The organism is Ruegeria sp. S84 (assembly GCF_056583445.1).
In genome coordinates this window covers 3477667-3501942 of record NZ_CM152618.1, presented here as the reverse complement: position 1 = coordinate 3501942, position 24276 = coordinate 3477667, and the positions used below count along the sequence as shown (strand labels likewise).

The 24276-nt window shown below is 57.0% G+C and carries 25 protein-coding genes and 3 pseudogenes; 10 read left to right on the top strand and 18 right to left on the bottom strand.

Translation table 11 applies throughout. The features are described 5' to 3' along the window. The first annotated feature begins 14 nt into the window (after positions 1 to 14). Positions 15 to 1049 (top strand): NAD(P)/FAD-dependent oxidoreductase, encoded by a 1035-nt coding sequence (locus AC1DFB_RS17535; RefSeq protein ID WP_170636368.1) that lies wholly within the window; start codon positions 15 to 17, stop codon positions 1047 to 1049. Here AC1DFB_RS17535 and AC1DFB_RS17530 read toward each other — a convergent pair. The 4 genes and pseudogenes from AC1DFB_RS17530 to AC1DFB_RS17515 all read right to left on the bottom strand — a co-directional run bounded on the left by AC1DFB_RS17530 (position 1041) and on the right by AC1DFB_RS17515 (position 4020). Continuing rightward, a complete protein-coding gene (locus AC1DFB_RS17530; protein WP_480454454.1) occupies positions 1041 to 1853 on the bottom strand; it encodes an HTD2 family dehydratase in 813 nt (270 codons plus the stop codon). The two genes, AC1DFB_RS17535 and AC1DFB_RS17530, sit on opposite strands and share 9 nt — an antisense overlap. A 45-nt stretch (positions 1854 to 1898) precedes the next feature. Continuing rightward, positions 1899 to 2440, bottom strand: a pseudogene (locus tag AC1DFB_RS17525) (NADPH-dependent FMN reductase). Positions 2441 to 2537: 97 nt separating this feature from the next. Then, positions 2538 to 3209: a YiaD family glycine zipper/OmpA-like lipoprotein gene (locus AC1DFB_RS17520; protein WP_170398755.1), complete on the bottom strand. Its 672-nt coding sequence runs from the start codon at positions 3207 to 3209 to the stop codon at positions 2538 to 2540. A gap of 118 nt (positions 3210 to 3327) precedes the next feature. Beyond that, positions 3328 to 4020, bottom strand: coding sequence for a helix-turn-helix transcriptional regulator (locus AC1DFB_RS17515; protein WP_170398758.1), 693 nt, complete (start codon positions 4018 to 4020; stop codon positions 3328 to 3330). A 104-nt stretch (positions 4021 to 4124) separates the two neighbouring features. Here AC1DFB_RS17515 and AC1DFB_RS17510 point away from each other — a divergent pair, with 104 nt between their 5' ends. Continuing rightward, positions 4125 to 4316, top strand: a complete 192-nt coding sequence (locus tag AC1DFB_RS17510) for a hypothetical protein (protein WP_170398761.1) — start codon at positions 4125 to 4127, stop codon at positions 4314 to 4316. A 2-nt stretch (positions 4317 to 4318) separates the two neighbouring features. Here AC1DFB_RS17510 and AC1DFB_RS17505 read toward each other — a convergent pair whose 3' ends face one another. After that, positions 4319 to 4966, bottom strand: a complete 648-nt coding sequence (locus tag AC1DFB_RS17505; protein ID WP_480921765.1) for an RluA family pseudouridine synthase — start codon at positions 4964 to 4966, stop codon at positions 4319 to 4321. 97 nt (positions 4967 to 5063) lie between these two features. On the opposite strand from AC1DFB_RS17505, the gene AC1DFB_RS17500 reads away from it, so the two are divergent. After that, positions 5064 to 5474: a nuclear transport factor 2 family protein gene (locus AC1DFB_RS17500; protein ID WP_480921764.1), complete on the top strand. Its 411-nt coding sequence runs from the start codon at positions 5064 to 5066 to the stop codon at positions 5472 to 5474. A gap of 155 nt (positions 5475 to 5629) precedes the next feature. Continuing rightward, the gene (locus tag AC1DFB_RS17495) at positions 5630 to 6181 is read left to right on the top strand and encodes an SGNH/GDSL hydrolase family protein (protein ID WP_480921763.1); all 552 of its coding nucleotides are present in this window, start codon (positions 5630 to 5632) and stop codon (positions 6179 to 6181) included. Here AC1DFB_RS17495 and rarD read toward each other — a convergent pair. From rarD to AC1DFB_RS17450, 9 genes and pseudogenes are all read right to left on the bottom strand, one after another. After that, positions 6178 to 7020, bottom strand: a complete 843-nt coding sequence (rarD, locus tag AC1DFB_RS17490; RefSeq protein ID WP_480922628.1) for an EamA family transporter RarD — start codon at positions 7018 to 7020, stop codon at positions 6178 to 6180. The two genes, AC1DFB_RS17495 and rarD, sit on opposite strands and share 4 nt — an antisense overlap. 321 nt (positions 7021 to 7341) lie before the next feature. Continuing rightward, a complete protein-coding gene (locus AC1DFB_RS17485; protein WP_480887384.1) occupies positions 7342 to 9795 on the bottom strand; it encodes a GcvT family protein in 2454 nt (817 codons plus the stop codon). An 89-nt stretch (positions 9796 to 9884) separates the two neighbouring features. After that, positions 9885 to 10865 (bottom strand): GlxA family transcriptional regulator, encoded by a 981-nt coding sequence (locus AC1DFB_RS17480; protein WP_170406633.1) that lies wholly within the window; start codon positions 10863 to 10865, stop codon positions 9885 to 9887. Between the two features lie 9 nt (positions 10866 to 10874). After that, a complete protein-coding gene (locus AC1DFB_RS17475) occupies positions 10875 to 11768 on the bottom strand; it encodes a homocysteine S-methyltransferase family protein (protein ID WP_480921762.1) in 894 nt (297 codons plus the stop codon). A gap of 11 nt (positions 11769 to 11779) precedes the next feature. Next, a pseudogene (locus AC1DFB_RS17470) lies at positions 11780 to 12825 on the bottom strand (alcohol dehydrogenase family protein). A 24-nt stretch (positions 12826 to 12849) separates the two neighbouring features. Continuing rightward, on the bottom strand, positions 12850 to 15300 hold the full coding sequence (locus tag AC1DFB_RS17465; RefSeq protein ID WP_480921761.1) for a GcvT family protein: 2451 nt from the start codon (positions 15298 to 15300) through the stop codon (positions 12850 to 12852). 15 nt (positions 15301 to 15315) lie between these two features. Next, a complete protein-coding gene (locus AC1DFB_RS17460) occupies positions 15316 to 15696 on the bottom strand; it encodes a GFA family protein (protein WP_170406643.1) in 381 nt (126 codons plus the stop codon). Positions 15697 to 15700: 4 nt separating this feature from the next. After that, a complete protein-coding gene (locus tag AC1DFB_RS17455) occupies positions 15701 to 16324 on the bottom strand; it encodes a LysE family transporter (protein ID WP_170406646.1) in 624 nt (207 codons plus the stop codon). Continuing rightward, the gene (locus AC1DFB_RS17450) at positions 16324 to 16893 is read right to left on the bottom strand and encodes an XRE family transcriptional regulator (protein ID WP_170398796.1); all 570 of its coding nucleotides are present in this window, start codon (positions 16891 to 16893) and stop codon (positions 16324 to 16326) included. Before AC1DFB_RS17450 ends, AC1DFB_RS17455 begins: the two co-directional genes overlap by 1 nt. Before the next feature lie 117 nt (positions 16894 to 17010). Between AC1DFB_RS17450 and AC1DFB_RS17445 the strand changes: the two genes are divergently transcribed. Then, positions 17011 to 17295, top strand: coding sequence for a DUF1294 domain-containing protein (locus AC1DFB_RS17445; RefSeq protein WP_170406651.1), 285 nt, complete (start codon positions 17011 to 17013; stop codon positions 17293 to 17295). Between the two features lie 11 nt (positions 17296 to 17306). On the opposite strand, the pseudogene AC1DFB_RS17440 reads toward AC1DFB_RS17445, so the two are convergent. Further along, a pseudogene (locus AC1DFB_RS17440) lies at positions 17307 to 17758 on the bottom strand (GAF domain-containing protein). Positions 17759 to 17833: 75 nt separating this feature from the next. After that, positions 17834 to 19006, bottom strand: a complete 1173-nt coding sequence (locus AC1DFB_RS17435) for an acetyl-CoA C-acyltransferase (RefSeq protein ID WP_170406658.1) — start codon at positions 19004 to 19006, stop codon at positions 17834 to 17836. Between the two features lie 101 nt (positions 19007 to 19107). Between AC1DFB_RS17435 and AC1DFB_RS17430 the strand changes: the two genes are divergently transcribed. From AC1DFB_RS17430 to ggt, 3 genes are all read left to right on the top strand, one after another. Further along, positions 19108 to 19446, top strand: a complete 339-nt coding sequence (locus tag AC1DFB_RS17430; RefSeq protein ID WP_170398809.1) for an STAS domain-containing protein — start codon at positions 19108 to 19110, stop codon at positions 19444 to 19446. 55 nt (positions 19447 to 19501) lie between these two features. Beyond that, positions 19502 to 19918, top strand: coding sequence for an ATP-binding protein (locus tag AC1DFB_RS17425; protein WP_480762989.1), 417 nt, complete (start codon positions 19502 to 19504; stop codon positions 19916 to 19918). A gap of 212 nt (positions 19919 to 20130) precedes the next feature. Next, entirely contained in the window at positions 20131 to 21708 is a 1578-nt protein-coding gene (ggt, locus tag AC1DFB_RS17420; protein ID WP_170508883.1) for a gamma-glutamyltransferase, read from the top strand. A 24-nt stretch (positions 21709 to 21732) separates the two neighbouring features. Here ggt and hspQ read toward each other — a convergent pair whose 3' ends face one another. Further along, complete coding sequence (gene hspQ / locus AC1DFB_RS17415) at positions 21733 to 22059, bottom strand: heat shock protein HspQ (RefSeq protein WP_170398818.1); 327 nt, start codon at positions 22057 to 22059, stop codon at positions 21733 to 21735. Positions 22060 to 22139: 80 nt separating this feature from the next. Between hspQ and AC1DFB_RS17410 the strand changes: the two genes are divergently transcribed. Further along, the gene (locus AC1DFB_RS17410; RefSeq protein WP_480921760.1) at positions 22140 to 23021 is read left to right on the top strand and encodes an AEC family transporter; all 882 of its coding nucleotides are present in this window, start codon (positions 22140 to 22142) and stop codon (positions 23019 to 23021) included. A gap of 60 nt (positions 23022 to 23081) precedes the next feature. Beyond that, positions 23082 to 23663, top strand: a complete 582-nt coding sequence (locus AC1DFB_RS17405; RefSeq protein WP_170425842.1) for a transglycosylase SLT domain-containing protein — start codon at positions 23082 to 23084, stop codon at positions 23661 to 23663. 15 nt (positions 23664 to 23678) lie between these two features. Here the strand turns inward: AC1DFB_RS17405 and AC1DFB_RS17400 are convergent, their stop codons facing one another. Beyond that, positions 23679 to 24275 carry a LolA family protein gene (locus AC1DFB_RS17400; RefSeq protein WP_480921759.1) on the bottom strand — a complete coding sequence of 199 codons (597 nt, stop codon included), beginning with the start codon at positions 24273 to 24275 and terminating at the stop codon, positions 23679 to 23681. Position 24276 lies beyond the last annotated feature (1 nt).

The following is a 24276-nucleotide window of genomic DNA, read 5'->3' as shown; positions in this document are numbered from 1 at the left end:
AAAGGGGATTGGCAATGGTCGATGTGACGGTGCGGGGCGCAGGAATATTTGGCCTCTCCATCGCCTGGACCTGCGCACGGCGCGGCGCGAAGGTTCAGATCGTCGATCCATTTGGTCCGGGCGCGGGGTCCAGTGGAGGGCTTGTTGGCGCGCTGGCCCCACATGTGCCCGAAAACTGGAACACCAAAAAGGCGTTCCAGTTTGAAAGTTTAATCATGGCTGAACCGTTCTGGAAACAGGTCGAGGCCACCGGTGGTGTGTCGCCCGGCTACGCACGTCTTGGGCGTCTGCAACCCATACCAGACGCACGCGGTTTGGAGCTGGCCCAAGCGCGTGAACAAACCGCTGCAACACTCTGGCAGGGTCAGGCTGATTGGCGCGTCCGGTTGGTAGATCAGATTGGTGCCTGGTGCCCACCCAGCCCGACGGGATATGTCGTCCACGATACACTAAGCGCGCGCATGCACCCAAGGCGTGCCTGCGTGGCGCTGGTGGCCGCGCTTGCCGTAATGGGAGTAGAAGTTACCGCCGAAGCGCCCGACAAGGGACAAGTCGTACACGCCACTGGACTTGCGGGTCTGCAAGAGCTCAGCAAGGCGTTTGGCAAGACAATCGGTAACGGCGTGAAAGGACAGGCGGCGTTGCTGCGATTTGATGCGGGTGACGTACCACAGTTGTTTGCCGATGCCGTTCACATCGTGCCTCATGCCGATGGTACGCTGGCCATTGGCTCGACATCAGAACGCGAATACGACGATCCGACTAGCACAGATGCCGCTCTGGACGATGTACTGGACCGCGCCATGCGTGCCGTGCCGGTCCTGCACGGGGCGGAAGTAATCGAACGCTGGGCCGGTGTCCGCCCCCGCAGCAAAAGCCGCGCGCCGATGCTGGGCGCGCATCCCCTGCACAAAGGGCAGTTTATCGCCAATGGGGGATTCAAGATCGGTTTTGGTATGGCACCGAAGGTGGCCGAGGTCATGGCCGACTTGATGCTGGAAGGACGCGATAGAATCCCGCAGGATTTTCTGCCCGAAGCTTCACTCTGATTGCGGTATTGCCTTGGCTGACATGCATTGTCGGCCTCCGGGTCCACGCACCCAAAACTCCTGACCATCCCGACACAGGGTCGCCGATTCGAAATGCATCAGCGGCGACGATGCGCGAAACGTAAACTCCGCCAGAGGCCCCATCAGATCGGTTGCGAACAACATGAGGAATTGGGCCAGCAGAGGCCCATGGACAACCAGCCCGGCATAGCCTTCCACGTCGCGTGCATAGTCAAGATCGTAATGGATCCGGTGTCCGTTAAACGTCAGCGCCGAATAGCGGAACAACAGGGTTGTATCAAATTCAACAATGCGGTGATCCAACTCATCCGTTCGAGCCATCGGAACTTTTGGAGCCGGTGCGTCTGATGAGGGATCTTCACGATAAACCAGATCCTGCCATTCGGTCACGCTCAGCGCGCCCTTTTGCCAAATCTCGTGACGCAGTGTGACAAATGCCAACGGTCCGCTACGTCCTGTCTTTGCCACGGCGCTTTCTCTGACCGTCCGACGCTCGGCTGCGACCCCTGCCACAAAGGGCTGATGAAACTGCAGTCGCCCACCTGCCCACATGCGCCTTGGTAGTCCCATATCGGGGATCAGACCTTGGCCTACCCGAGGATGTCCATCACGCCCCAGATCGCTCGGCACATGCGGCGACCAGAAATAGAGCTGATGAAAGAAGGGAGGTAGTACTGAGCCTGCCTCAATCGTCGGTTCCCGCCCCAATGCTACCTGCAGTGCAGCCGCTCGGGCAGGATCTACGACATCGGCCTGAGTCTCTATCTGGTCTTGATCCTTCATCCGCATAACCTAGAAGTTGCGGTGCAGACCGGCAAGCAAAGGTGATTAAAACCCGGCCTCTGCCCGCAGCTTTTGCATCAGGTTATGCAGCGTATGCTCGTAGCGGTCGTTAGACAGCCGCCCGCCTGCATCAAATTCATTCGAGCTGTCCGCCAAGTGAAGCTCGGGACCTTGCAGAATGCGTGGCTGAAAGGGGACCATGAAGGACCGCAAGATCATTTGCGCCCGCTCCCCCCGGCCCGGCCCGCAGCCGCAGACATGACGGCGAGCGGTTTATCCATCCATGGCTTGCCTTTCGTCCGACTGACCCAGTCCAGCGCGTTTTTTAGAACACCCGACGGCCCTTTGTTGTATTCCGGCGTTGATATGATCACCGCGTGGGCCTGGGCAATCTGATCGGCCAAAACCTGCACGGTTTCAGGTATGCCTTCGCCAACTTCGAGATCGCCGTCATAAAGCGGCAGATTGAGATCAGCCTCAATGAACGTGCCGGGTTCGAACAGGCGTGCAGCTTCGCGCAGCAATTTACGGTTGGTCGCATCCTGCCGTAGCGAGCCGGAAAGGCCAAGAAGGATCGGTTGGGACATGGGGAAACTCCGCTTTGGTGTTTCTCCCTTAGTTATCCCGAGACACCATCGAACCAAAGGCCCGATGACGCGCAGTCATTGTGCGCGAGACGCGTGATCAGGTGTTGTCGCTGGGAACCACCACAATCTCGACCCGCCGGTTCTGGGCTTTCCCCTCGGGTGTCAGGTTCGATGCGATCGGGTTGTTTTCACCTTGCCCGACAGTAGTGATACGGGCGTAGCTGACACCATTGGCCTGCAGAATATCAGCCACCGCATTGGCGCGGCGTTCAGACAGTCCGAGGTTGTAGGACGCCTCTCCGTCACTGTCAGTATGACCGATAATCTGGACATTCGAATTCGGGTAGTTAACCAAATTCTGCCCCACCTTCACCAAATCGGCACGCAAGGCCGGGCGCACGGTGGAACTGTCGGTGTCAAAAGTGATGTCATTCGGAACCGTGACGATCAGGCGATCCCCGGCGTTGACGATCGTTATGCCGTCATTGGCCAGTTGCTGCCGCAGCTCTGCCGCCTGCCGGTCAAGCTGGTTGCCGATCACGCCACCGCCTGCAGCACCGATGGCCCCACCGGCCAACGCCCCCAACAGTGGGTCAGAGTCATTGGCAATTGCGCCCACACCAGCGCCGATCAGACCACCCAGCAACGCGCCTTGCTTGGCATTCTGGTTGGGATCGTTCTGCACGCTGAGGGTGCCCGGGTCGGTACACGCCCCCAAAAACAGGGCTGAACACAGTCCAACCGTCAGTACACATTTGGAAATCGTCATTGAATCACCTTCTGCTCACGTACCCGTTCACCGGGTTTGTTTCGTTACGCTTAGTATAACACAGTGAGAACAATGGGCCTCAAGCAACAATTGAGTGAAATAGGCGAATACCCGCCATTCAGGCCACCCCTGCGGAGTTATCCCAGGTGTTCTGCTCTTGCCAGATTGCACGCAGTAGTTCCCCTTGCCCGCAGAAATGATCCTCGGTCAGTTCGCATGCCCAGATCCGATCTGTGCGGAAATGGCGAAACCCGTTTCGCAGCTCGCACCACGCGGCCAGCATAGTGCATTCTATGTGGTAGATCAGGGCGACGGGCCGCACCGTGCGTTCGGTACGTTCGCCTTCCGAATTCACGTAGGTGATGCGTATTTTGCGTTCAGCCCGGATCGCTTCGCGGTAGTTTACGACCGGCACACAGCCCTTTTCCGGATCATCCATCGGCGCGCCCCAAGGCGCAACCTGAAGCCAGTCAGCTGGCGCGCGCAGGGCTTCGATCTTACGACACACCCGGTCAGCGGCCTGTTGCAGGGTACTGTCACCAGTGCGGGCCAGCATCGACAGGCCCACCCACAGGGCCTCAACCTCTTCCGCATCGAAATTCAATGGCGGCAGATCATAGCCGCGCCGCATCAAGTAGCCAACACCCGCTTCGCCTTCGATTGGCGTACGCTGGGCCTGCAACGCGGCAATATCGCGGTAGACGGTGCGCACCGAAACCTCGAGCTTGGAGGCCAACGCATCGGCCGTCACGGGCGCTTCAGCAGCACGCAAGATCTGAATGATTTCGAACAGACGTGTCGATCGGCGCATCCGGGTCTCCTAAAGATCTGCTGACAACTTAGCACACCCCCCTGACAAGGTGGTGTCAGGAGTGTTGGGCGAAGATTGGGCAATTGCAATTCAGGAGAGTGACCATGCCCTACCTCGACAATCACGTCATGATGACCTTGAAACTGGATCGCTGGTCCCAAGATCACGTTTTGCGCGGATTCGAAATCGAACGTGAAATTGCTGCCGCACGGGAACGCCAAGTTATACGCCCGGTCAAACGCACCAGGCGGTTTTCGCTGGGAAACCTGAAGATGCTTTGGACCAGTAACGCTTAGAATCAGAACTCGGCTGGCGCGCGAAATTTCATCGACACCCCGCCTTCGGGATTTTTGAGGCGCAGTTCTTCCGAATGAAGCATCAACCGCGGGAAGTCGCGCGCCGCGCCATCGGCATAAAACGGATCACCCAAGATAGGATGCCCCAGCGCCTGCATATGAACCCGCAACTGGTGCGATCGTCCGGTCTTGGGAGACAGGCGAACACGCGTTGTCTCGCCCTCGAATTTAACCACGCGCCAATCCGTAACAGCAGGCTTGCCGGTGTCGTGACAAACCATCTGACGGGGGCGATTGGGCCAATCGACGATCAGCGGCAGATCAACCGTTCCCGTTTTTGGTTCTACCCGCCCCCATACGCGCGCGACATAAGTTTTGCGGGTCTGGCGATTTTCGAACTGTAGCCCCAGATGCCGCTGGGCATGCGGCGTCTGTGCAAACACCATTACACCGGATGTATCCCGATCCAACCGATGCACCAGCAACGCTTGTGGAAACGCAACTTGCACGCGGGTTAGTAGACAATCAGCAAGATGCGCGCCCCGCCCCGGCACCGATAACAAACCCGCCGGCTTGTTCAGCACGATCAATTGCGTGTCTTCAAACAGCACATCCAGAGGGGAGTTTGGGGGATCATAGGTTTCGCTCATGCGCGCTTGCCTATCTCAGGCGGCCCCCTCCCGCAACGTCGTCCTTGCGTGAGTGAAAAGGTTCAGCAACTCTTTGGTCAACAAGAGGGAAGACGGTATGCACCCGACGATCAAACGAATGCAAGAAGTGGTGGCCAAAGGCGATGAAGGCCTGATCCAAGGGTTGCTGGCCGAAGATGTGCGGTTTTCACCACCCACTTACTACAGCACCTGGACCGGGCGTGAACCTGTTGCAGCGGTTCTGGGTCATGTGGGTCAGGTGTTTTCCGAATTTCAGTATCGTCGGATCATGGGCGACGGCGACGATTGGGCATTGGAGTTTCAATGCAAAGTCGGTGCCTTGGACGCCGTGGGTGTAGACTTGATCACGCTGAACGCAGACGGACTTATTCAGGAATTTGAGGTCGTCATGCGTCCTTACAAGACCGTCGGAGCCTTGCGCGAAGCCATGATGGCACGAGTCATGAAAGATGCGCGCTTTCTAAAGTTCAAAGATGCGCTGAGCTAACGGTTCCTTTGCCTGTTGCCGCCGATCAGATTCTCAGAATTCCGCTTTTGCCTATTCTGGCAATTCAGGGGTTCGCGGTAAGACGCAATGCGCAATTTCTGCCAGAACCGACTGGTCCCCGCCAAGGGTGTGCAGGGCGCGGGCCCAGACTGCGCTTGTTGATCACCGGGGACAGCTCGGCCGCTGGCGTTGGGGCGGGCACCCTAGGCCAGGCGCTATCCGGGCAACTGGTCGGCCAATTGGCAAAGCGTTATACCGTGGAATGGCGGCTTGAAGCGACCACCGGGCATACCACTCAAAACACTATTGAGCAGCTGCAAGGGCTTTCCGAACAGTTTGATGTGGCCGTAACGGCGCTGGGTGTGAACGACGTGACCCGAGCGGTAAGCAGACAAAGCTTTGAGGACCGACAAACCCGGCTATTGGATCTTCTGACCGGGCCGATGAAAGCCAGGCGGGTGATCGTGTCTGCGGTTCCTCAGATGGCGCGTTTTCCCGCTCTGCCTCAGCCGCTCGCCTGGTTTTTGGGGCAACAGGCTGCAAGGCTGGATCACGGCTTGCAGACGGTGGCTGCAGCATATCCGCAAGTTTCACATCTGGCGCTGAACCTGCCCGATGACCCGGCGCTCGCCGCGCCGGACGGATACCATCCAAGTCCCAAGGCCTATGCAATCTGGGCGGAGCAGCTTGCCCAGCTCATTCGCTAGGCCTGAGACCGTATTTGCCGGATCATCGGGATCGAATATACAATCAACCCGGCCCAGATCAGAGGGAACGCGATCAATCTTGCCTGATCAATACGCTCTCCGAACAACGTGATCGCGGTGATAAAAATCATCGTGGGCGCGATGTACTGCAGGATACCCATCGTCGACAGACGCACCAGTTTGGCCCCATTGGCATAAAGCAGCAACGGAATTGCAGTCACCAGCCCCGCGCCTGCAAGCAGCGCAGTGTCTGACACGGCTGCTCCAAAATGCCCGGCACCACTTGTTCCAAGCCAGGTGACGTAGGCCAGGGCGGGTATCAGTAGAATCAGGACTTCCAACAAAAACCCTTGGTTGGGCCCAATTGGGAGTGAGCGCTTGAAGAACGCATAAAACCCCCAGCTGAACATTAAGCCCAAAGCCGCCCAGGGTAAGCTTCCCGCCTGAAACACCAGTACCAACACCCCCAAAGCGGCCAACCCGACCGCAACCAACTGTGTTCGGTTCAGAGGTTCGCGCAGCAATATCGCACCCAACGCAATGCTGAACAAAGGGTTGATATAATAGCCCAAAGCCGCGTCCAGCGCATGCCCCGATGAAATCGCCCAGACATAAATCGCCCAGTTGACTGAGATCAGCGCCGCTGTAATTGCCGCCATACCCAACATTTTGGGATTGCGAAGTGCAGTTTTCAGATCGCCGGTCCGCCCGAGCGCTATCAGCAGCAGCCCGGCCACTGGCACCGACCAGATCACCCGATGCGCGACTACCTCGATCGGGCCGATATGTTCCATTGCTTTCATGTAAAGCGGCAGGAAGCCCCAAAGCACATAGGCCATCACAGCCAACGCCAGCCCTTTAGGCGTATCGGTATTGTTTGGTGGTACGCGGGTGTCTGCCACAGAGAGTCTCCGACTGATACCGTGTTTCTCTACGGCAAATCAGATGGGCTTGGGAACTATCAAAACTGTGAAGCAGGGCATCAAAGTTTCTGATAGGTCGCGCGTTCTGCAGCCAACCTACATGCGAAGCGCTGTCTCACGCTCATGGATATTGTTGGCCAGATGAGCAGGTGATCCCTTGTTGATCTGGCCAAAAATACTCTCGCGCGCGTCGCCCGTTACGGACGGTGGGGCAGAGCCTACCCCTGTCGATGTTTTCTAGACTTTGACCCGCTCGGATTTCGCATCGTACATCGGTTTCAACGACGCCTCTGCCTGGACTTTCACACCACAGACATCGATCTCATAGGTCGAGGCAAGCACATCTGCAGGCTTTTCGCCCTCGCATGGCACATAGCCCAGACCAATGGCACCACCCAGCGTGTGACCATAATTGCCCGAGCTAAGGTAACCTACATATTCACCATCGCGCACGATTGGTTCGTTGTGGAACAACAGTGGTTCGGGATCAGTCAGTCTAAACTGGACAAGCCGGTTCTTGGGCCCGCTTTCCTTTCGGGCCATCACCGCCTCGCGACCGATGAAATCGCTGCCTTTGTCCACTTTGACGGCAAATCCCAATCCCGCGTCGACCACGTGATCCTCGCAGGTGATGTCATGACCGAAATGGCGAAAACCCTTCTCGATCCGGCAACTGTCCATCATGTGCATGCCGCAGAGTTTCAGGCCCATATCTTGTCCGGCTTCGTGCAGCGCCTCAAAAACATGACCTGCCATGTCGGACGACACATAGATCTCCCACCCTAGCTCACCCACATAGGTCACCCTGTGGGCGCGAGCGAGACCCATACCGATCTCAATCTGTTGTGCTGTGCCAAAGGGGTTAGTCCTGTTCGAGAAATCAGCGGGCGAAACCTTTTCAAGCAATGCACGCGCATTCGGCCCCATGACGGCCAAAACGCCCTCGCCAGCGGTGACATCGGTGATAACAACACTGAAGCCGCCTGCATGACGCATCATCCATGTCTGATCCGCCAATCGGGTCGCCGCGGGGGTGACGACCAGGTAGGCGGTCTCAGTCAACCGTGTGACCGTGACATCTGCTTCGATCCCACCGCTACGGTTCAGAAATTGGGTGTAGACGATCTTGCCATTGGGCACTGAATAATCGCCGCCGCCGATATAATTCATGAATTTCTCGGCATCCGGCCCTTCGACGCGGATTTTGCCGAAGGACGACATGTCATACATGCCTACATTTTCGCGCACGGCACGGTGTTCGGCAGCCGAATTCTCGAACCAGTTCTGCCGATTCCAGCTGTATTGATACTCCCGTTCCTGCCCTTCGTTGGCAAACCAATTGGCGCGCTCCCACCCAGCCAATTCGCCCATCACGGCACCCTGTTCGATCAGGTGATGGTGAAACGGTGTCCGGCGCACACCGCGCGCGGTGGTCTTTTGGCGATAGGGATAGTGGTCGGCATAAAGCAGGCCGAGCGTCTCTTTCGAACGCTCAAAGAGGTACTGCTTGTTGCCCTGAAACGGCTGCATGCGACTGATGTCAACATCGCCCAGATCGAACGGTTTCTCGCCCGAGTCCATCCACTCGGCCAGTGCCATACCAGCACCACCCGCCGACTGAATACCGATCGAGTTGAACCCCGCAGCGACCCAAACGTTATCCATCTCGGGGGCGAGTCCCAAGTGATAGGCATCATCCGGCGTAAAGGATTCGGGGCCGTTAAAGAAGGTGTGAATCCCCGCCTCGGCCAACATCGGCATCCGATTGCAGGCCGCTTCGAGTATTGGTTCAAAGTGATCGAAATCCTCTGGCAACTGGTCGAATTCGAAACTGTCGGGGATGCCGTTCATCGCCCAGGGTTTTGCATTTGGCTCAAACGCGCCCAGCAGGATTTTGCCGGCATCCTCTTTGTAGTAGGCACATTCATCCGGTACGCGCAGCACCGGCAGTTGGGTCAGCCCGTCGATCCCTTCGGTCACGATATAGAAATGTTCGCAGGCGTGAAGCGGCACGTTCACACCTGCCATCTTACCAACCTCGTGGCCCCACATGCCCGCACAGTTCACCACCATGTCGCATTCGATATGGCCCGAGGAACTGCCATCGTCCGCAATCCAGTCCACGCCGGTGACTTTACGACCCTGCTTGACGATGTCGGTGACTTTCACACGTTCTTTGACGACGCCACCGCGCTGACGCGCACCTTTAGCCAAAGCCAGAGCGATATTCGCTGGATCACCCTGCCCGTCCAAAGGCAAATAAACCGCCCCCTTGACCCCTTCGAGGTTGAGATGGGGATACAGCTCTTGCACACGATCATTGCCGATCTCTTCGACCTCAACCCCGAAAGCACGTGCCATGGCGGCCTGACGATAGATCTCTTCCTTGCGCTCTTCAGTCAGCGCCACCGTGATCGATCCGCAACGCTTGAACCCTGTGGCAACGCCAGTTTCTTCCTCAAGTGCGCCATATAGTTCCTGACTGTACTTAGCCAGCTTGGTCATGTTTGCGGTCGCGCGCAGCTGCGCAATCAGACCTGCAGCATGCCATGTGGTGCCGCTGGTCAGTTGCTTGCGCTCAAGCAGCACAACATCGGTCCACCCTTTCTTGGTAAGGTGATACGCGACCGAGCATCCGATGACGCCGCCGCCGATGATGACCACACGGGCCTTGGTGGGAAGATCAACCATCCTGATGTCTCCGCTGTCTCAGGTTTTTTGCAAAATGCCATGAAGGATCGACAAAAAAAGCGTCAAAAACGTCATCTCAATCGCGAAAATCACCTATATTCTGCACGTCTTTTTTGACGTCTCAGAACAAACGGAGTGACGCCAAAGACGCTTTTGTAAACGGATGAGAATCCGTTTGGAAAGCCGCACACCAAGCCGATTTCCCGCACGCTCATCGTTGTGTTCAAAAGCAAGTTGTTGGCTTTGGCCAAGCGCATTTCTCGGTAGAATCCGTTTGGAGTGGTTGCGAAAGTTGCCTTGAACTTGCGCTCAAGCGATCTGTTCGACACGTGTAACATGTCAACGATCTGATTGATCGGTAACGGTTCTTCGATATTCGCCTGCATCAGCTTGATACATTGATCCAGCTTTGCGTCACCTGTGGCTGTATTCCGAGCGCCCGAAAACGGCTGCATGGATGAGAAATCGCGGATGTTCTCGTGCAGCATGATATCCGCAACTGTCATCTTGGCGGCACCCGAAATGTGCCGCCCAATCACCGCCAGTGCCACATCCGTCGTTGCCTCCATTCCTGCGCAGGTGACCACTGAACCCTGTTCGGTCGCAATTGAAAGCTTGGCCTCAAACCGCGCGCCACGTTCGCGCAAGAAAGAAGCGTTTTCCCAATGGGTTGCCATATGGTCAGCGCCGTTTTCGTCGATGTACCTGCTTGCCGCTTCGGCCAGCAAAAAGACCTGGGCTCCCCGGTACGTATAGTCGGGCACGACGCGACCTAAAGAAAGCTCTGGCTGATCCGGATCCGAGTTTCCGATCACAAACAGATAATCCGCATCGGGCTGCGCAGGTATGGTTTCGGTCGACACCGTCGCGCAACTGCTGCTTTCAACAGGTCCCCCCTTTCGGGACCGGTATGTGAATGTGAACGGAGGATGCGCGCATACCCGGTTGGCCAGGCGCAACACATCGACCAACGAGGCCAATTCAAGCAACACGAAACCGGGTGCAACCAGAATATCGAAATGCTGTTGATCCCGATCTTTTCGCCGTTCAGGTTTGTTGCGGATCGACATGAGGCACACTCATACAATTGTGTGCCCGGCCGCGCGTAAACTGTCGGCAAGGGTTTCGATATGATCTGGCCCAACTTCGCAGCAACCGCCAACGATCGTCGCGCCCTGCGCCACCCAGCCCATGGCATGCTGCGCATAGGCGTCAGGGTCTAGGTCATGACGGCTTTCCAGAGAGTCAACCGTCGGGGCTTCCTTCAAAAAACCGTCTTTGATACCAGTAAAGCCATTGGCATAAGCGCCGAATGGGCGACCCAGCTTTGCGATGATCTCAAGTGCAGCCGGAATCGCTTCCGGGCGCGCGCAGTTGATCAAAACGGCCTCGGGGGCGTAACGCGCAACAAGCGGGGCGATGTCCTCCAGCGCTTCGCCTGACCGCAATCGCGTGCCGTCATCATCCATAACCGACAATGCCAGCCAGACGGGTTTGCCGCAATTCTCGGTACCGCGAAGCGCACCTTCGGCTTCCAGAACCGAGGACACGGTTTCGATCAGGAACAGATCAACCCGGTCTGCCATCAGTTGAGCCAGCTCGGCAAATTTTTCAGCCGCATCGTCTGGGTTGGGGTTCAGATCGGGCCGGTAGCTGGCCAAAAGCGGACCAAGCGCACCAGCGATACGACCGTCAGTTCCCGCGCGAGCCTGCTCGGCCCGCGAAAGAGCAGCCTCGATCAGACGTGGCATCTGGTCTTCGATCCCCTCACGCACCAGCCGCGAGCGGTGAATGGCATAGGTATTCGTGGTGGCAATCGTCGCGCCACTGCGGAAATAGGCCGCGTGAACTTCGGTCAGCAAGTCAGGTTTGTCGATCATCACCCGCGTTGACCACAAAGGCGTGGGCTGGTCACCGCTGCGTTTCACCAGTTCCTGCCCGATCGAACCATCTAAAAGCGTAATGTCAGCCATCTACCCCCCTTTCACGGTATTAATACCAGTTTCCCGGGCAAGGTCTTGGACATAAAATCCTCTTGCGCCTGAACAATGTCACGCAACGGGTAGGTTTTGAGACCAAAGGCCTGATCCGACCTGCATTCATCAGCACAACAAGTCGGCCAAAGACTTCGGGAGGCTGATGGGTGCAGCCATGGATTGTGATGTCGCGCAGATAGATGTCTCGCAAATCGGCGCTTACGATGGGGCCAGCGATTGCACCTGACACCGCATAATGCCCTCCGGGTTTCAGCGCCAGTATGAGATCGGGCCAAGCCGAGCCGCCCACCACATCGATGACGACATCGAACATATCCTTCGGCAGTTGCGCATCCCGGTCAAAGGTTGCCGACGCCCCCTGCGCTTTGACCACATCCGTTTTGGCAGCGCTTGTCACCCCCCAGACCGTCGCTCTTCGTAGCGCCGCGAGTTGGACCGCGGCGAGCCCCACACCGCCTGAAGCCCCTGTAATCAGCACTGTGTGGCCTGCCGACACACCAGCGCGAGTCAGCAGGTTTTCTGCGGTCCCAAACGCGCAGGGAATAGCGGCGATTTCCACGTCTGATAGGGGCGAGGCGGTCACATCATAAAGATCACCCGCGTCGACCAGACAGTATTGGGCAAACGCTCCGTCGATTTCTGAACCAAGCGCGATAAAACCATGCGGTCTACCCGGCCCCGGGCGCGGCAAGTTGATAGGACAGGTCACGCGTTGGCCGGGCTTGAACGCTGCCCCCGGTCCAGCCTCTTCAACAATCCCACACAGATCACCGCCTTGGATGCGGGGGAAGTGCAGCGCACCTCCCCACCCGCCGGCTTCAACCTGCTGATCTACCGCATCCGTCGCTTCTGTAACATCCGGCGAGTACCAGCCGATCCGCGTGTTGATGTCGGTGTTGTTCACCCCGGCAGCGGCGACGCGCACCAGAACCTGCCCTGGATCGGGGGTCGGAACGGGGACGTCTTCCCGCCATTCCAACACCTCAGGACCTCCATGGCCAGTCAGATATACGCCTTCCATCTGCCGGGTCATATCAGCGCCTTTCTGTCGTAGGGGTCAGGCCCTCAACCGTTCATTTGCAGGATCCCAGAGCGGCTGATCCTCCTGAACAACAGCACGACATTTCTGACCGTAGATTTCAACCTCTAGCTCAGTTCCCGGGACAGCCAGATCTGCGCGCACCATGCCCAGCGCGACCGAGGCACCAATGCGATACCCCCACGCACCCGATGTGGTTTCACCCACGATCTCATCACCGCTCCAGATGCAGGACATGTAAGGCGCATCGACCTCACCTGCGTCCACGATCAGAGTGACAAAGGACTTTTTAACGCCTTGCTGTTTTTCGTTCTGAATGGCTGCTTTGCCAACAAAATCCTGCGGTTTATCGAGCTTGACAAAGCGCCCCAAGCCACCTTCCAGCAGAGAGTAATCCGTGCTTAGATCGCCTTTCCACGCGCGATAGCCTTTCTCGATCCGCAGCGAATTCAACGCATACATGCCAAAAGGTTTCGCTCCGGCAGCCAGCACAGCTTCGTAGATGGCGGGCATCGCATCATTTTCAGCATGGATTTCCCAACCCAACTCACCCGCGAAAGATACACGGATCAGGAAGGCATCCTGCCCGGCAACTTTGGCGAATTGGTGGGTCAGCCACCCTTGCTGCAAATCTGCATCGGTGATGCCGGACAATACATTCCGCGTCATCGGTCCGGTCACGATCAGTGTGTCGCGCTCGGTTGTGGTTTCCCGAACGGTCACACCTTCGGGCACCGAATTGCGGATCAAATCACCATCGTGCCACTGTGCCGTGGCAGCGGTGATTAGGACGAAATTGTTCTCAGCCAGACGGATACAGGACAGCTCGGTCAGAATGCGCCCTCTTTCATCCGAGACATAGATCAGATTCATGCGCCCTGCTTTAGAGATACCTCCGGTACAGAAGCCACGCAGCCAGTCATCCGCCCCCTCGCCTTGTATCCAGAACCGCGAGAAGCCCGGCAGATCCAGCACCCCGCAGTGATCGCGCACGGCTTCGCATTCTTCTTTGACCCGTTGCTCCCAGGGGCCCGAACGTCCCCAGGTATGGGTGGCTTCCAGTGACGTGTCATCGCCGGTTTGCGCAAACCAGTTTGCGCGTTCCCAGCCGTTGTACGCGCCCATGACACCGCCCAATTCCTTGACCTTGGCGTGCACAGGCGAGACCTTCTTGTCGCGTGCGGCAGGCCATTCGTGATGTGGGAAATGCATGGCGTATTCGTTGCCGTAGACTTCCATCCCTTTCTGATTGCAGTAGTCCTGATCGGTGTAGTCGGTGTAACGACGCGGATCGACGGCCCACATATCCCATTCGGTGTGACCATCGACGATCCATTCGGCCAGAACTTTGCCTGCACCACCACCTTGGGCGATACCGAAAGTAAAGGTATGAGCCTCGAACGCGTTTGTCACACCCGGCATCGGGCCAATCAACGGCAGACCATCTGGTGCATAGGGGATCGGGCCATTGATGACGCGACCAACGCCCGAGGTTGCCATCAGCGGAACCCGTTCCATCGCATCGGTCACGATATCCTCGATCCGGTCCAGATCATCGTTCCACAGTTGGAAGCTGAAATCCTCGGGCATCGGGTCATCCTCGGTCATCCAGTGGCCCTTGCAATTGGGCTCATAAGGGCCAAGGTTGAAGCCGTTCTTCTCCTGCCGCAGATAGTACGAGATATCGACATCGCGCAGCAGCGGTAGCTTCTTGCCACCGTTTTCTTTCGACCACGCTTCGATTTCAGGAACTTCGTCGGTCAACAGATACTGATGGCTCATGACCATTGCCGGGACGGTTCGGCCGCCAAAGGGTTTGAACCATTCCCCTACGCGCTGCGCATAGTAACCGGCGGCGTTCACCACATAATCGCAGGCAATATCACCCTTTTCGGTATGCACGGTCCATGTGCCGTCGTCCTGCTGTGTCACACCGGTTGCCGGGCAGAATCGGATAATCTTTTGCCCCATATCCCGCGCTCCCTTGGCCAGAGCCTGAGTCAGCTGCGCCGGGTCAATGTCACCATCGGTCGGGTCATACAGAACGCCTTCAAGATCATGGGTCTCCAGGAAAGGATAGCGTTCCTTGGCCTCTTCCGGAGTCCACATCTCCATCGGGATGCCTTGATAGCGGCCCATAGACATGGCCCGTTCGAATTCCTGCATCCGCTCCTTGCTGTGCGCCAGACGAATTGACCCGGAAACGTGGTAGTTCATCGGATAGTCGACCTCGTCCGCGAGGCGCGAATACAGTTCGGTCGAATAGCGCTGCATGTTCATGATCGCCCACGAGGTCGAAAACGTCGGAACGTTACCCGCCGCGTGCCATGTCGAGCCTGCGGTCAGTTCGTTCTTTTCCAGCAGAACACAATCCGTCCAGCCCTTCTTGGCCAGATGATACAGCGATGAACAGCCCACAACGCCGCCGCCGATGATGACCACACGGGCCTTGGTTGGAAAATCACTCATGTGTTTGGTTCCCTATTAGTGTGCCCGCTGGGGCAGGTCGTCTTTGATGTCATAGTAATCGCCCTTGTCCGCAACGAAGATGTGCTGGGCGAGTTTCAACCCGGTCGGCTCATCCAATGAGCCCACGGAAATTGCGATCGTGTCCTCGTCATTGTGCTGCCAGAAGAGGAACGAGCCACAAGCGCGGCAAAATCCGCGCTTGGCAATGTCAGAGGCGCGATACCAGCCCAGCGTTTCGCTGGTGGTAAAGCTGAGATTGTCCTGTTGCGTAACGGTCGAGGCCCACAGGTGACCCGACTGTTTGCGACACTGCCCGCAATGGCAGGCATTTGGTGGCGTGAGGTCTCCGTCAACAACAAAAGCGACCGCGCCGCACAGGCAGGAACCGGTATGCATATCCTTACCCCCTCGCTGTCGGCGTCGAACTGGCACCCAGCAAAACGCCATAAATGATGAAACAGGTCGCCATCACGCGGCGTACCCAGATATTGAACACCGCCCCCAACGCAGCCTTGCCCATCAGCGCCCCCAGCGAGGTGAACCCGGTATAGCTGAGCGTCGTGATGACCAGTGCCGTCGGCATGATCACCGCCATCTGCTGCCAGATGGGTACATTCGGCTGCACAAATTGCGAAAACGCCGCAAGGTATCCGGCGACGCTTTTGGGGTTGATCGTGGCAACAGCCAACGCGTGAAAGTAAACATGTCGCGCCGGACGCTCTGACGCCGGAGCGGGTTTCGCTGCGTTCATCCAACCGCGAATGCCCATCCAGATCAGAAACCCGGCCCCGATCAGCTTGGCGACAAAGAAACCTGTTGGCGACGCGGCAATCAACGCTGTGATTCCCACAGCCGAGAGGATCAGGAACACACTCGCCTGAGTCAAAATAGCCAAGACACCCAACATAGCCTTGGAGAACGGCAGGCTCATCCCATTTGAGATGCAATTGACCGCATTAGGCCCCGGGGTGGTAACGAACACCACCCAGAACAGGGCGAATATGGTCCAGGCCTCGAAACTCATCAGTACACCGGTGGGGCGATAACCCAGATGGCCACAGCGGGCTCATCAAAGGGGTTGGACCAAGTGTAGGGCTCGTGCTTGATCCGGAAGCTATCGCCGGGGCCGACCTGAAAGCTGCGCGAGCCGATCGTCAGTTCCAGACGGCCTGAAACCATATAGCCGACTTCCTGCGTCGGCCGGTTTGCCGGGGTCTGCATCTGCGAATGCGGCTCAAAGGTCGAATGCACCATCTCGAAATCATCGGTCAGGTCAGGCGAAAGCAGTTCTTCGATCAACCCTTCTTCACCAGAGCCCATCGGGCGACGGGACCCTGCCCGCACAATATACCCTTGCTCATCCGCCGGCGCAGCGGAATGGGCAAACAGCATCGACATCGGCACACCCAGACATTCGGCAATCTGGCGTAGATCCGAAATCGACGGCTCGGACATGTCACGCTCGACCTGGCTGAGCCAGCCAACGGACCGATCCAATCGGTTGGCGAGCTCAGTCAGAGTCAGCCCACGCGCCTTGCGCAGTGCGCGCAGATCGGCTCCGAGGGATGCGCTATGAGGGGCTTGCGAATTCAAGTTGCGCTCCGAGTCTGCGTGAAATTTTCTGTTACTTTTTCACGGTGCCTCGAATCGGTGAAATTTCCAAGCATTTTTTCACTTGGGTCTGCAAATTTAGTTGGCTATGCACGGTCCATGTGGATTGCCGTAATCTATCTTTGGGCCATTAATGCCCTGACTTTGATGGCGTTTGGCTGGGATAAGCTGCGCGCGCGCCGTAGAAGGCGACGCATCCCCGAGCGGCGCTTGTTATGGTTGGCGGCACTAGGTGGCAGCTTGGCCGCGCTACTGGGGCGCTGGATCTTCGGGCACAAGACCCGCAAGCGCGGTTTCTCGGCTTGGCTATACACGATCACAGCGTTTCAGGCCGGGCTTTGCTATCTGATTATGTCCCGAGATCTTGGCGCATTTTTGCGATAGGTCGGAACCCTCTAACGCGCAAATACATCCGTTAGAATAGCACCAAGTGCAGTCGCATCATCTTTGGTAAACGCGTCGGGCTGGTCGCTGTCGATATCAAAGACAGCGATCACGTTACCATTCGCATCCCGCACTGGTAGAACCAACTCGGACCGAGTGGATGACGCACAGGCGATATGGCCGGGGAAAGCATCTACATCCGAAACCAATTGCACTTGCCCTGTACGGGCAGCCGCACCACACACACCGCGTTCAAAAGGGATTACAAGGCAGCCATGCCCCCCTGATAAGGCCCGATCTTTAGCACCTCGGGCTCAGTTACGCGGTAGAACCCTGTCCAATCGAAACGGTCGTCGGAGTGATGCACTTCGCATGCAACCGTGGCCATCAGCGCAACCTCGTCGGTTTCACCTTCGGTCAAGGCGGCAATGGTTTTGGCGAGTGTGTCGTAGTCGGCTTTCATGTTGGTAGACCTTGCATCCGAGGAACTGCGGGCGCTGCCGCCAATTCCCCGGAGTATTTGCAAAAAGACAAAGCGTCAAACGCGTTCTATTGCGATGGCCGTCCCTTCTCCGCCGCCGATGCAGATTGCCGCGACACCGCGCTTGAGGTTCCGCTTTTCTAACGCATTCAGCAGCGTGACCATGATCCGCGCCCCAGAAGCGCCAATCGGATGGCCAAGCGCACATGCGCCGCCATTCACATTCACGATCTCACGCGACAAGCCCATTTCGTGCATGAAAGCCATGGGCACAACGGCGAAGGCTTCGTTGACCTCCCACAGATCGACATCTTCTTTTTTCCAACCGACACGATCCAACAATTTCTGCGCTGCCGGAACCGGAGCAGTTGTGAACAGCCCCGGTGCCTGCGCGTGACTGGCGTGGCCGAGAATTCGTGCGCGCACGGTCAGGCCCTGCTGTTCTGCCGCCTCTGCCGAGGCAAGCACAAGGGCGGCTGCGCCATCCGAGATCGAAGAAGAATTGGCTGCCGTAACCGTTCCGTCCTTGCGAAAGGCTGGTTTCAGTGTGGGTATCTTCTCGGGTCGCGCCGATTTTGGTTGCTCATCCGCCTCCAGCACAACCTCGCCTTTACGGGTTTGAAGCTTGACCTGTGTAATTTCCTGGTCGAACGCATTATTTTCCTGCGCGGACAGCGCGTTCGAAAGCGATCGCAGGGCGTATTCGTCCTGCGCCTCGCGCGTGAACTGATAGGATTCGGCACAGTCCTCGGCAAACGTGCCCATAAGCCGACCTTTGTCATAGGCGTCTTCGAGCCCGTCCAGAAACATGTGATCGACGACCTGCCCATGTCCGATCCGGGCGCCACCGCGCATCTTGGGCAGCAGATAGGGCGCGTTGGTCATGCTCTCCATCCCGCCAGCGACCATGGTCTGAGTATGGCCCAAAGCGATCTGATCAAACGCGATCATTGCGGCCTTCATGCCTGAACCGCACATTTTGTTGAGCGTTGTGGCAGGTACATCTTCTCCCAGACCGGCGGCAAACCCAGCCTGACGCGCCGGGGCCTGTCCCTGGCCGGCAGGCAGGACGCAGCCCATCAGCACCTCATCCACGGTCCGAGTGCCAGCACCCTCCAGCGCTGCGCGGATAGCAGCACCGCCCAGATCAGCAGCGGCGACGCCGTCAAACATGCCCTGAAAGCCGCCCATTGGTGTACGCGCGGCACCTGCTATCACAACCTCGTTCATCCGAAATCTCCTTGAACTTTCCAGCCTATGGATACCGAATGGTAAGAATTACCGTCTAGCGTATTTCTACCATCATTTTGCATTGCCAAAGGCGGACGAACATGGGGCTCAGCAGCGAGATCACTGGCGAGACACAGATAATATCCGTTCATTGTGATCGAATTGATGCCGCGATGGCGATTCAATTCAAGGAAGATATGCGCGCGGAAACCCAAACCCATGCCAAACGGGTGGTGTTGGATTTGTCTTCTGTTGAATTCATCGATTCCAGCGGTCTGGGCGCCATTGTCGCCTCGATGAAACAATTGGAAAAAGGGCGCAGATTGGATCTGGCCGGCTTGCGCCCGATCGTTGAAAAAGTGTTCCGCCTGACCCGCATGGACACCGTGTTCAGACTGTTCAAATCGCTGGATGAGGCGATCGGCGCTGGTGCAGACTGACGATCGGCAGAGGTGGAACCGCGTGTGCTCGAATTGCAAACAAAACTGCCAGGAGGTGAGCTTTCCCGCGACACAAGTGCAGGCCAGCGCAGGGATCGCGGCGTTAAGCGTACGGCTGGCGGCGCAGGGATTGCCGGAAAGCAAAGCAGATGACGTAAGAATCGCGCTGACCGAAGCGATCAACAACGTGGTCGAACATGCCTATGCCGGGGTGGCCGCCGCTGACATTCAAATCGATTGCTCATTATGTGCAAAGAAGTTGGTGATTCAGATCATCGATACCGGCGACCCGATGCCCGAATTGCGGATACCGAGCGGCACTCCACCATCTGTCGACACTGCTTTGCAGGACCTGCCCGAGGGCGGCTTTGGCTGGCACCTGATTCATCAACTTGCCAGCGACATACAATATGAACGCAAAAGCGGCGGGAATCTGCTCTGCTTGCGGTTCGACTTTGACGAGATGCCCTAGCAGGCATCAAATGGCCACAATAAGGCCTAGATCGAACCATTGTCGCGCCGCAAACAAAGGTCATAAGTAAGGGGTAGCTCAGATAGCTTCCCTCGGCGCCTAGCGTCACAGCCCCCACCCAGTGAGCGGCGCCGAGGACCTCCTTCCTCTGATAGCATTGGACAATTCCCAGCTGCGGCTTAGTGTCTGCGTGTTTGCAGAAGGAAAGACCCATGCGCGATTTTCACAAGACAGGCCGTTCTGAAGTTTTGGCAACCGAAGGGATGTGCGCAACGTCCCATCCGTTGGCCGCCAAAATCGCGCTGGATATTCTGCAGCAGGACGGCAATGCCATGGACGCAGCCATTGCAGGCGCGGTGCTTCTGGGAATTTGCGAGCCGCAAATGACCGGCTTGGGCGGAGATTGCTTTGTTCTGTACAATCGCGCAGGCGAGCAGACTGTTCGCGCACTAAACGGTTCGGGTCGGGCCGCGGCAGCAGCGGATGCACAGGCATTGCGGGATCGCGGTTCAAATTCGGTTCCCGAGACCAGCCCGGATGCCGTGACAATTCCCGGAGCGGTTGAGGCATTCTGCCGTCTAGCAAAAACCGAAGGTCGGCTGGGCCTGGAAGCAATCCTGCAACCCGCAATCCATTATGCCGAGTCAGGTGTTCCGGTGGCTCCTCGCGTTGCCTTTGATTGGATGAACAGCGCATCCACCCTGCAAGGCGCGGCCCGTGATCATTACCTGATTGACGGCAAACCCCTGCAAACCGGGCAGGTTTTTCGCGCACCCGGTCAGGCAGAAGTTCTTCGGCGCGTGGCCCAACACGGTCAAAAGGCATTTTATTCTGGTGAGATTGCCGATGACATGCTTGCGGCCCTGTCCGATCTGGGTGGAGTACAGACTGCGCAGGATTTCGCGGCCGTGCAAAGCGATGAAACTGTGCCCGTCAGCGGAGATTATGGCGGTGTCGAACTGGTCGAGCACCCACCGAATGGTCAGGGCGCGACGGCAATCCTGTTGCTGAATATCTTGAAGCACTTCGATCTGGCCGCAATGGACCCTTGGGGGGCTGAACGCATACATATCGAAGCCGAGGCTAGCAAACTGGCCTACGACGCACGCAATCGTTTCATCGCCGATCCCGACCACAGCACGCGGATGGCTCATTTTCTTGCACCTGAGACAGCCGCCCAACTTGCCGCGCTGATCAATCCGAAACGCGCCATGGCTGCCGCCGCTCCCTTGACCGAATCTGTTCACAAAGACACCGTCTATATCACCGTGGTTGACCGGGATCGCATGGCCGTTTCACTTATTTATTCGATCTACCACGGGTTCGGGTCGGGCATCGCTTCGGAAAAGTTCGGCATTTTGCTGCAGAATCGGGGTGCTGGTTTCAATCTCGAACCCGGTCATCCAAATGAGCTTGCCGGTGGAAAGCGACCAATGCACACAATCATACCGGGAATGTTGCGCGCCCAAGGCCGCATCGCGATGCCCTTTGGTGTCATGGGAGGTGCCTATCAACCAACCGGACACGCTCGGCTAGTGTCAAATCTCACGGATTTCGACATAGAGCTGCAGGAAGCCATCGATGCGCCTCGGGCATTTGCAGATGGGGGTGTTCTGAAAATTGAGCGAGGCTATTCCGATGCCGTTCTGCAACAATTATCCGATATGGGGCACACTGTCCAAATACCGGAAACGTCTCTGGGTGGTGCGCAAGCCATTCGAATCTGTTCAAACGGAGTTCTGGAAGGTGCTAGCGATCCCCGTAAAGATGGTTGCGCATTAGGCTACTGACACACGCCATTATGACGGACATATTCAGTTCAACTGAAAGTGCAGCGGATAAGATCCATCCTGAAACGGGCCGAACATGTTGGGGATATCGGGATGGTCTACCGGCTCACCCGATTGATCCTCAACCAGATTTTGTTCTGAAACATAAGCGACATAGAAGGATTGATCATTCTCAGCCAGCAAATGATAGAACGGCTGGTCCTTCAGCGGGCGACTATCTTCGGGAATGGCCTGATACCATTCCTCCGAGTTCGAGAATTCCGGATCGACATCAAAAATAACCCCTCGAAAAGGGTGTCTACGGTGTCGAACCACCTGTCCCAGGCGGTACTTGGCTTGTGTCTTTAGCATTGTTTCGGCCCCCAAAGCATTTAGTACATCTTTTCGGGCAGAAAAGCCAACCAATGAGCTGAAATTCGGGGAAACAGTCTGTGAACCTACTCCTAACAGTGTTCGAAATCGTTGCCCCAGTGTTCCTTCTGGCCGGGATCGGGTTTGCGTGGGTCAAGCTTGGGTTCGAGTATCGGTTACAATTTGTCACGAGGTTTGCGGTGACGCTTGCAGTGCCCAGCCTGATCTTCGTAGCTTTGATGCAAACCGACATTCCTGGCGGTGAATTGACCGTTTTCACGCTCGCTGCGATTGCATCACATGTTGCTTTGGCGGTGGTTTTCTGGGTCTTTGTACGTGCCTCAGGGCTTGAGCAGCGGACCTATCTGTCACCTCTTATCTTCGGTAACACTGGGAATCTGGGCCTGCCTTTGTGCATCTTTGCCTTTGGGCAGGCTGGGTTGGGTTTCGCGGTGATCTTTTTGGCCGTTACCGCTCTGTTTTCTTTCACTTACGGTATCTATCTGGTCGCGGGGCGCGGCGCCTTTGGCAGGGTTCTGCGCGAGCCCATGGTCTGGGCCACGCTGCTGGGGGCATTGTTTCTGTGGCGTGGATGGCAGACGCCACTGTTTCTAACCAACACGCTGGAACTGTTGGGCCAGATGGCGGTGCCTATGATGCTGATCACCCTTGGGGTCGCAATTGCACGCCTGACAACACAGAATCTGCAACAGGCTGTATGGTTGTCCTTGCTGAAACTCGCGGTGTGCTTCGGGTTGGGCTGGGCTCTTGCCATCAGTTTTGGACTGGGTCCTGTAGCTTTCGGAGTTCTGGTTTTGCAAATGTGTGCGCCGGTCGCCGTCACCTCATACCTGCTGGCAGAGCGGTTTGATGTGGATTCCGACGCGGTTGCAGGCATGGTCATGGTCTCGACAGTATTGTCGGTCGCCGCATTACCGATAATTCTCGCTATTATTCTGTAACGATTGTGATTTCCTCAGAGCTCAATCTGCGCTAGAATAAAGAAAAAAGGCACGAGGCACATGAGCAGAATTCTTTTCGTACTCTTCGGGGTGCTGCTTTTGGCATCCTGTGGTGGCGGGTCCAAACAGCCACCGAGCAGACTAAATGACGCGTGCAGCATTGCGCGCGAAAAACCCGATTATATCAAGGCCTTCAAAAGCACCGAGCGCAAATGGGGTGTCCCCGTTCACGTTCAGATGGCCACGATTTACCAAGAAAGCCGTTATCGCGCAGATGCGCGCACACCGCACAAATACGTGCTGGGCGTCATCCCGATGGGTCGCCAAAGCAGTGCTTACGGCTATGGTCAGGCACTTGATGGCACGTGGGAGCAGTATCAACGCGAAACCGGCAAACGCCGCGCCAAGCGGGATCGCATCCGTGATGCGTCGGATTTCATTGGCTGGTACATGAACAAAAGCTATGAGCGGAACGGGATTCATCCCACCGACGCGCGTAACCAATACCTGGCCTATCACGAAGGGCAAACCGGCTACGCGCGCGGCAGCTACAACAGCAAATCTTGGCTGTTGAACGTTGCGAATGATGTAGACGCCCGAGCGCAACTGTATCAGGCGCAGCTGGCGAACTGCCGTTACTAAACAAACCCTGTCAGGTCAGCGATCGTCTGACCTGATACGGGTTTTGCTTGAAAACACGCTGGAATCGAGGTTTCCGCCTTCAGTCAACGGCCCCAGCAGTACGGTCGTTTGACTTCCAGCGTTATCGTGGATCACCCATTTGCGCAGCTCGACCGGATTGGATGTGAACATTAACTCGATCCGCCCGCTTTCCGGATTCTTGGGGTCCTGAGCCGTCACAACCGTAGCGGTACCGTCAAAATCGTGCCCAACAACCATATTGGCTTGCCCCAGATTGACATTCCGCGCCAACACCAGTGACAGCGGTGTGCGTTTCAGCGGGTACTGTTCGGGCGGCTGATTGGATTTCGGGTCAAAGATCTGCACCGTCCCCGACCGCGCCAAAACTACCGCGCTGTTGGGCGGATCATATTCGAACCGCATTTTTCCGGGCCTCTCGAGCCACAGCTTACCGGTGCTAAGCGATCCGTCATCATTCACCTGCGTGAATGTGGTCTGAACCGTCTTCATCTGGTTCAGGTAGTTAGAGATTTGCGACAGTGGCAGCTTTTCAGCCGCCCACGCGACGGGCGCAGCCAGTGTCAGAGCAAGGGCAAAAGCAATCTGTTTCATA

Excerpts from the sequence above, each read along its gene's own strand:
- AC1DFB_RS17535 (WP_170636368.1), top strand. The coding sequence starts at position 15 with ATGGTCGATGTGACGGTGCGGGGCGCAGGAATATTTGGCCTCTCCATC.
- AC1DFB_RS17530 (WP_480454454.1), bottom strand. The coding sequence starts at position 1,853 with ATGAAGGATCAAGACCAGATAGAGACTCAGGCCGATGTCGTAGATCCT.
- AC1DFB_RS17520 (WP_170398755.1), bottom strand. The coding sequence starts at position 3,209 with ATGACGATTTCCAAATGTGTACTGACGGTTGGACTGTGTTCAGCCCTG.
- AC1DFB_RS17515 (WP_170398758.1), bottom strand. The coding sequence starts at position 4,020 with ATGCGCCGATCGACACGTCTGTTCGAAATCATTCAGATCTTGCGTGCT.
- AC1DFB_RS17510 (WP_170398761.1), top strand. The coding sequence starts at position 4,125 with ATGCCCTACCTCGACAATCACGTCATGATGACCTTGAAACTGGATCGC.
- AC1DFB_RS17505 (WP_480921765.1), bottom strand. The coding sequence starts at position 4,966 with ATGAGCGAAACCTATGATCCCCCAAACTCCCCTCTGGATGTGCTGTTT.
- AC1DFB_RS17500 (WP_480921764.1), top strand. The coding sequence starts at position 5,064 with ATGCACCCGACGATCAAACGAATGCAAGAAGTGGTGGCCAAAGGCGAT.
- rarD (WP_480922628.1), bottom strand. The coding sequence starts at position 7,020 with ATGGCCTATGTGCTTTGGGGCTTCCTGCCGCTTTACATGAAAGCAATG.
- AC1DFB_RS17485 (WP_480887384.1), bottom strand. The coding sequence starts at position 9,795 with ATGGTTGATCTTCCCACCAAGGCCCGTGTGGTCATCATCGGCGGCGGC.
- AC1DFB_RS17480 (WP_170406633.1), bottom strand. The coding sequence starts at position 10,865 with ATGTCGATCCGCAACAAACCTGAACGGCGAAAAGATCGGGATCAACAG.
- AC1DFB_RS17475 (WP_480921762.1), bottom strand. The coding sequence starts at position 11,768 with ATGGCTGACATTACGCTTTTAGATGGTTCGATCGGGCAGGAACTGGTG.
- AC1DFB_RS17465 (WP_480921761.1), bottom strand. The coding sequence starts at position 15,300 with ATGAGTGATTTTCCAACCAAGGCCCGTGTGGTCATCATCGGCGGCGGC.
- AC1DFB_RS17460 (WP_170406643.1), bottom strand. The coding sequence starts at position 15,696 with ATGCATACCGGTTCCTGCCTGTGCGGCGCGGTCGCTTTTGTTGTTGAC.
- AC1DFB_RS17455 (WP_170406646.1), bottom strand. The coding sequence starts at position 16,324 with ATGAGTTTCGAGGCCTGGACCATATTCGCCCTGTTCTGGGTGGTGTTC.
- AC1DFB_RS17445 (WP_170406651.1), top strand. The coding sequence starts at position 17,011 with ATGTGGATTGCCGTAATCTATCTTTGGGCCATTAATGCCCTGACTTTG.
- AC1DFB_RS17435 (WP_170406658.1), bottom strand. The coding sequence starts at position 19,006 with ATGAACGAGGTTGTGATAGCAGGTGCCGCGCGTACACCAATGGGCGGC.
- AC1DFB_RS17430 (WP_170398809.1), top strand. The coding sequence starts at position 19,108 with ATGGGGCTCAGCAGCGAGATCACTGGCGAGACACAGATAATATCCGTT.
- ggt (WP_170508883.1), top strand. The coding sequence starts at position 20,131 with ATGCGCGATTTTCACAAGACAGGCCGTTCTGAAGTTTTGGCAACCGAA.
- hspQ (WP_170398818.1), bottom strand. The coding sequence starts at position 22,059 with ATGCTAAAGACACAAGCCAAGTACCGCCTGGGACAGGTGGTTCGACAC.
- AC1DFB_RS17405 (WP_170425842.1), top strand. The coding sequence starts at position 23,082 with ATGAGCAGAATTCTTTTCGTACTCTTCGGGGTGCTGCTTTTGGCATCC.
- AC1DFB_RS17400 (WP_480921759.1), bottom strand. The coding sequence starts at position 24,275 with ATGAAACAGATTGCTTTTGCCCTTGCTCTGACACTGGCTGCGCCCGTC.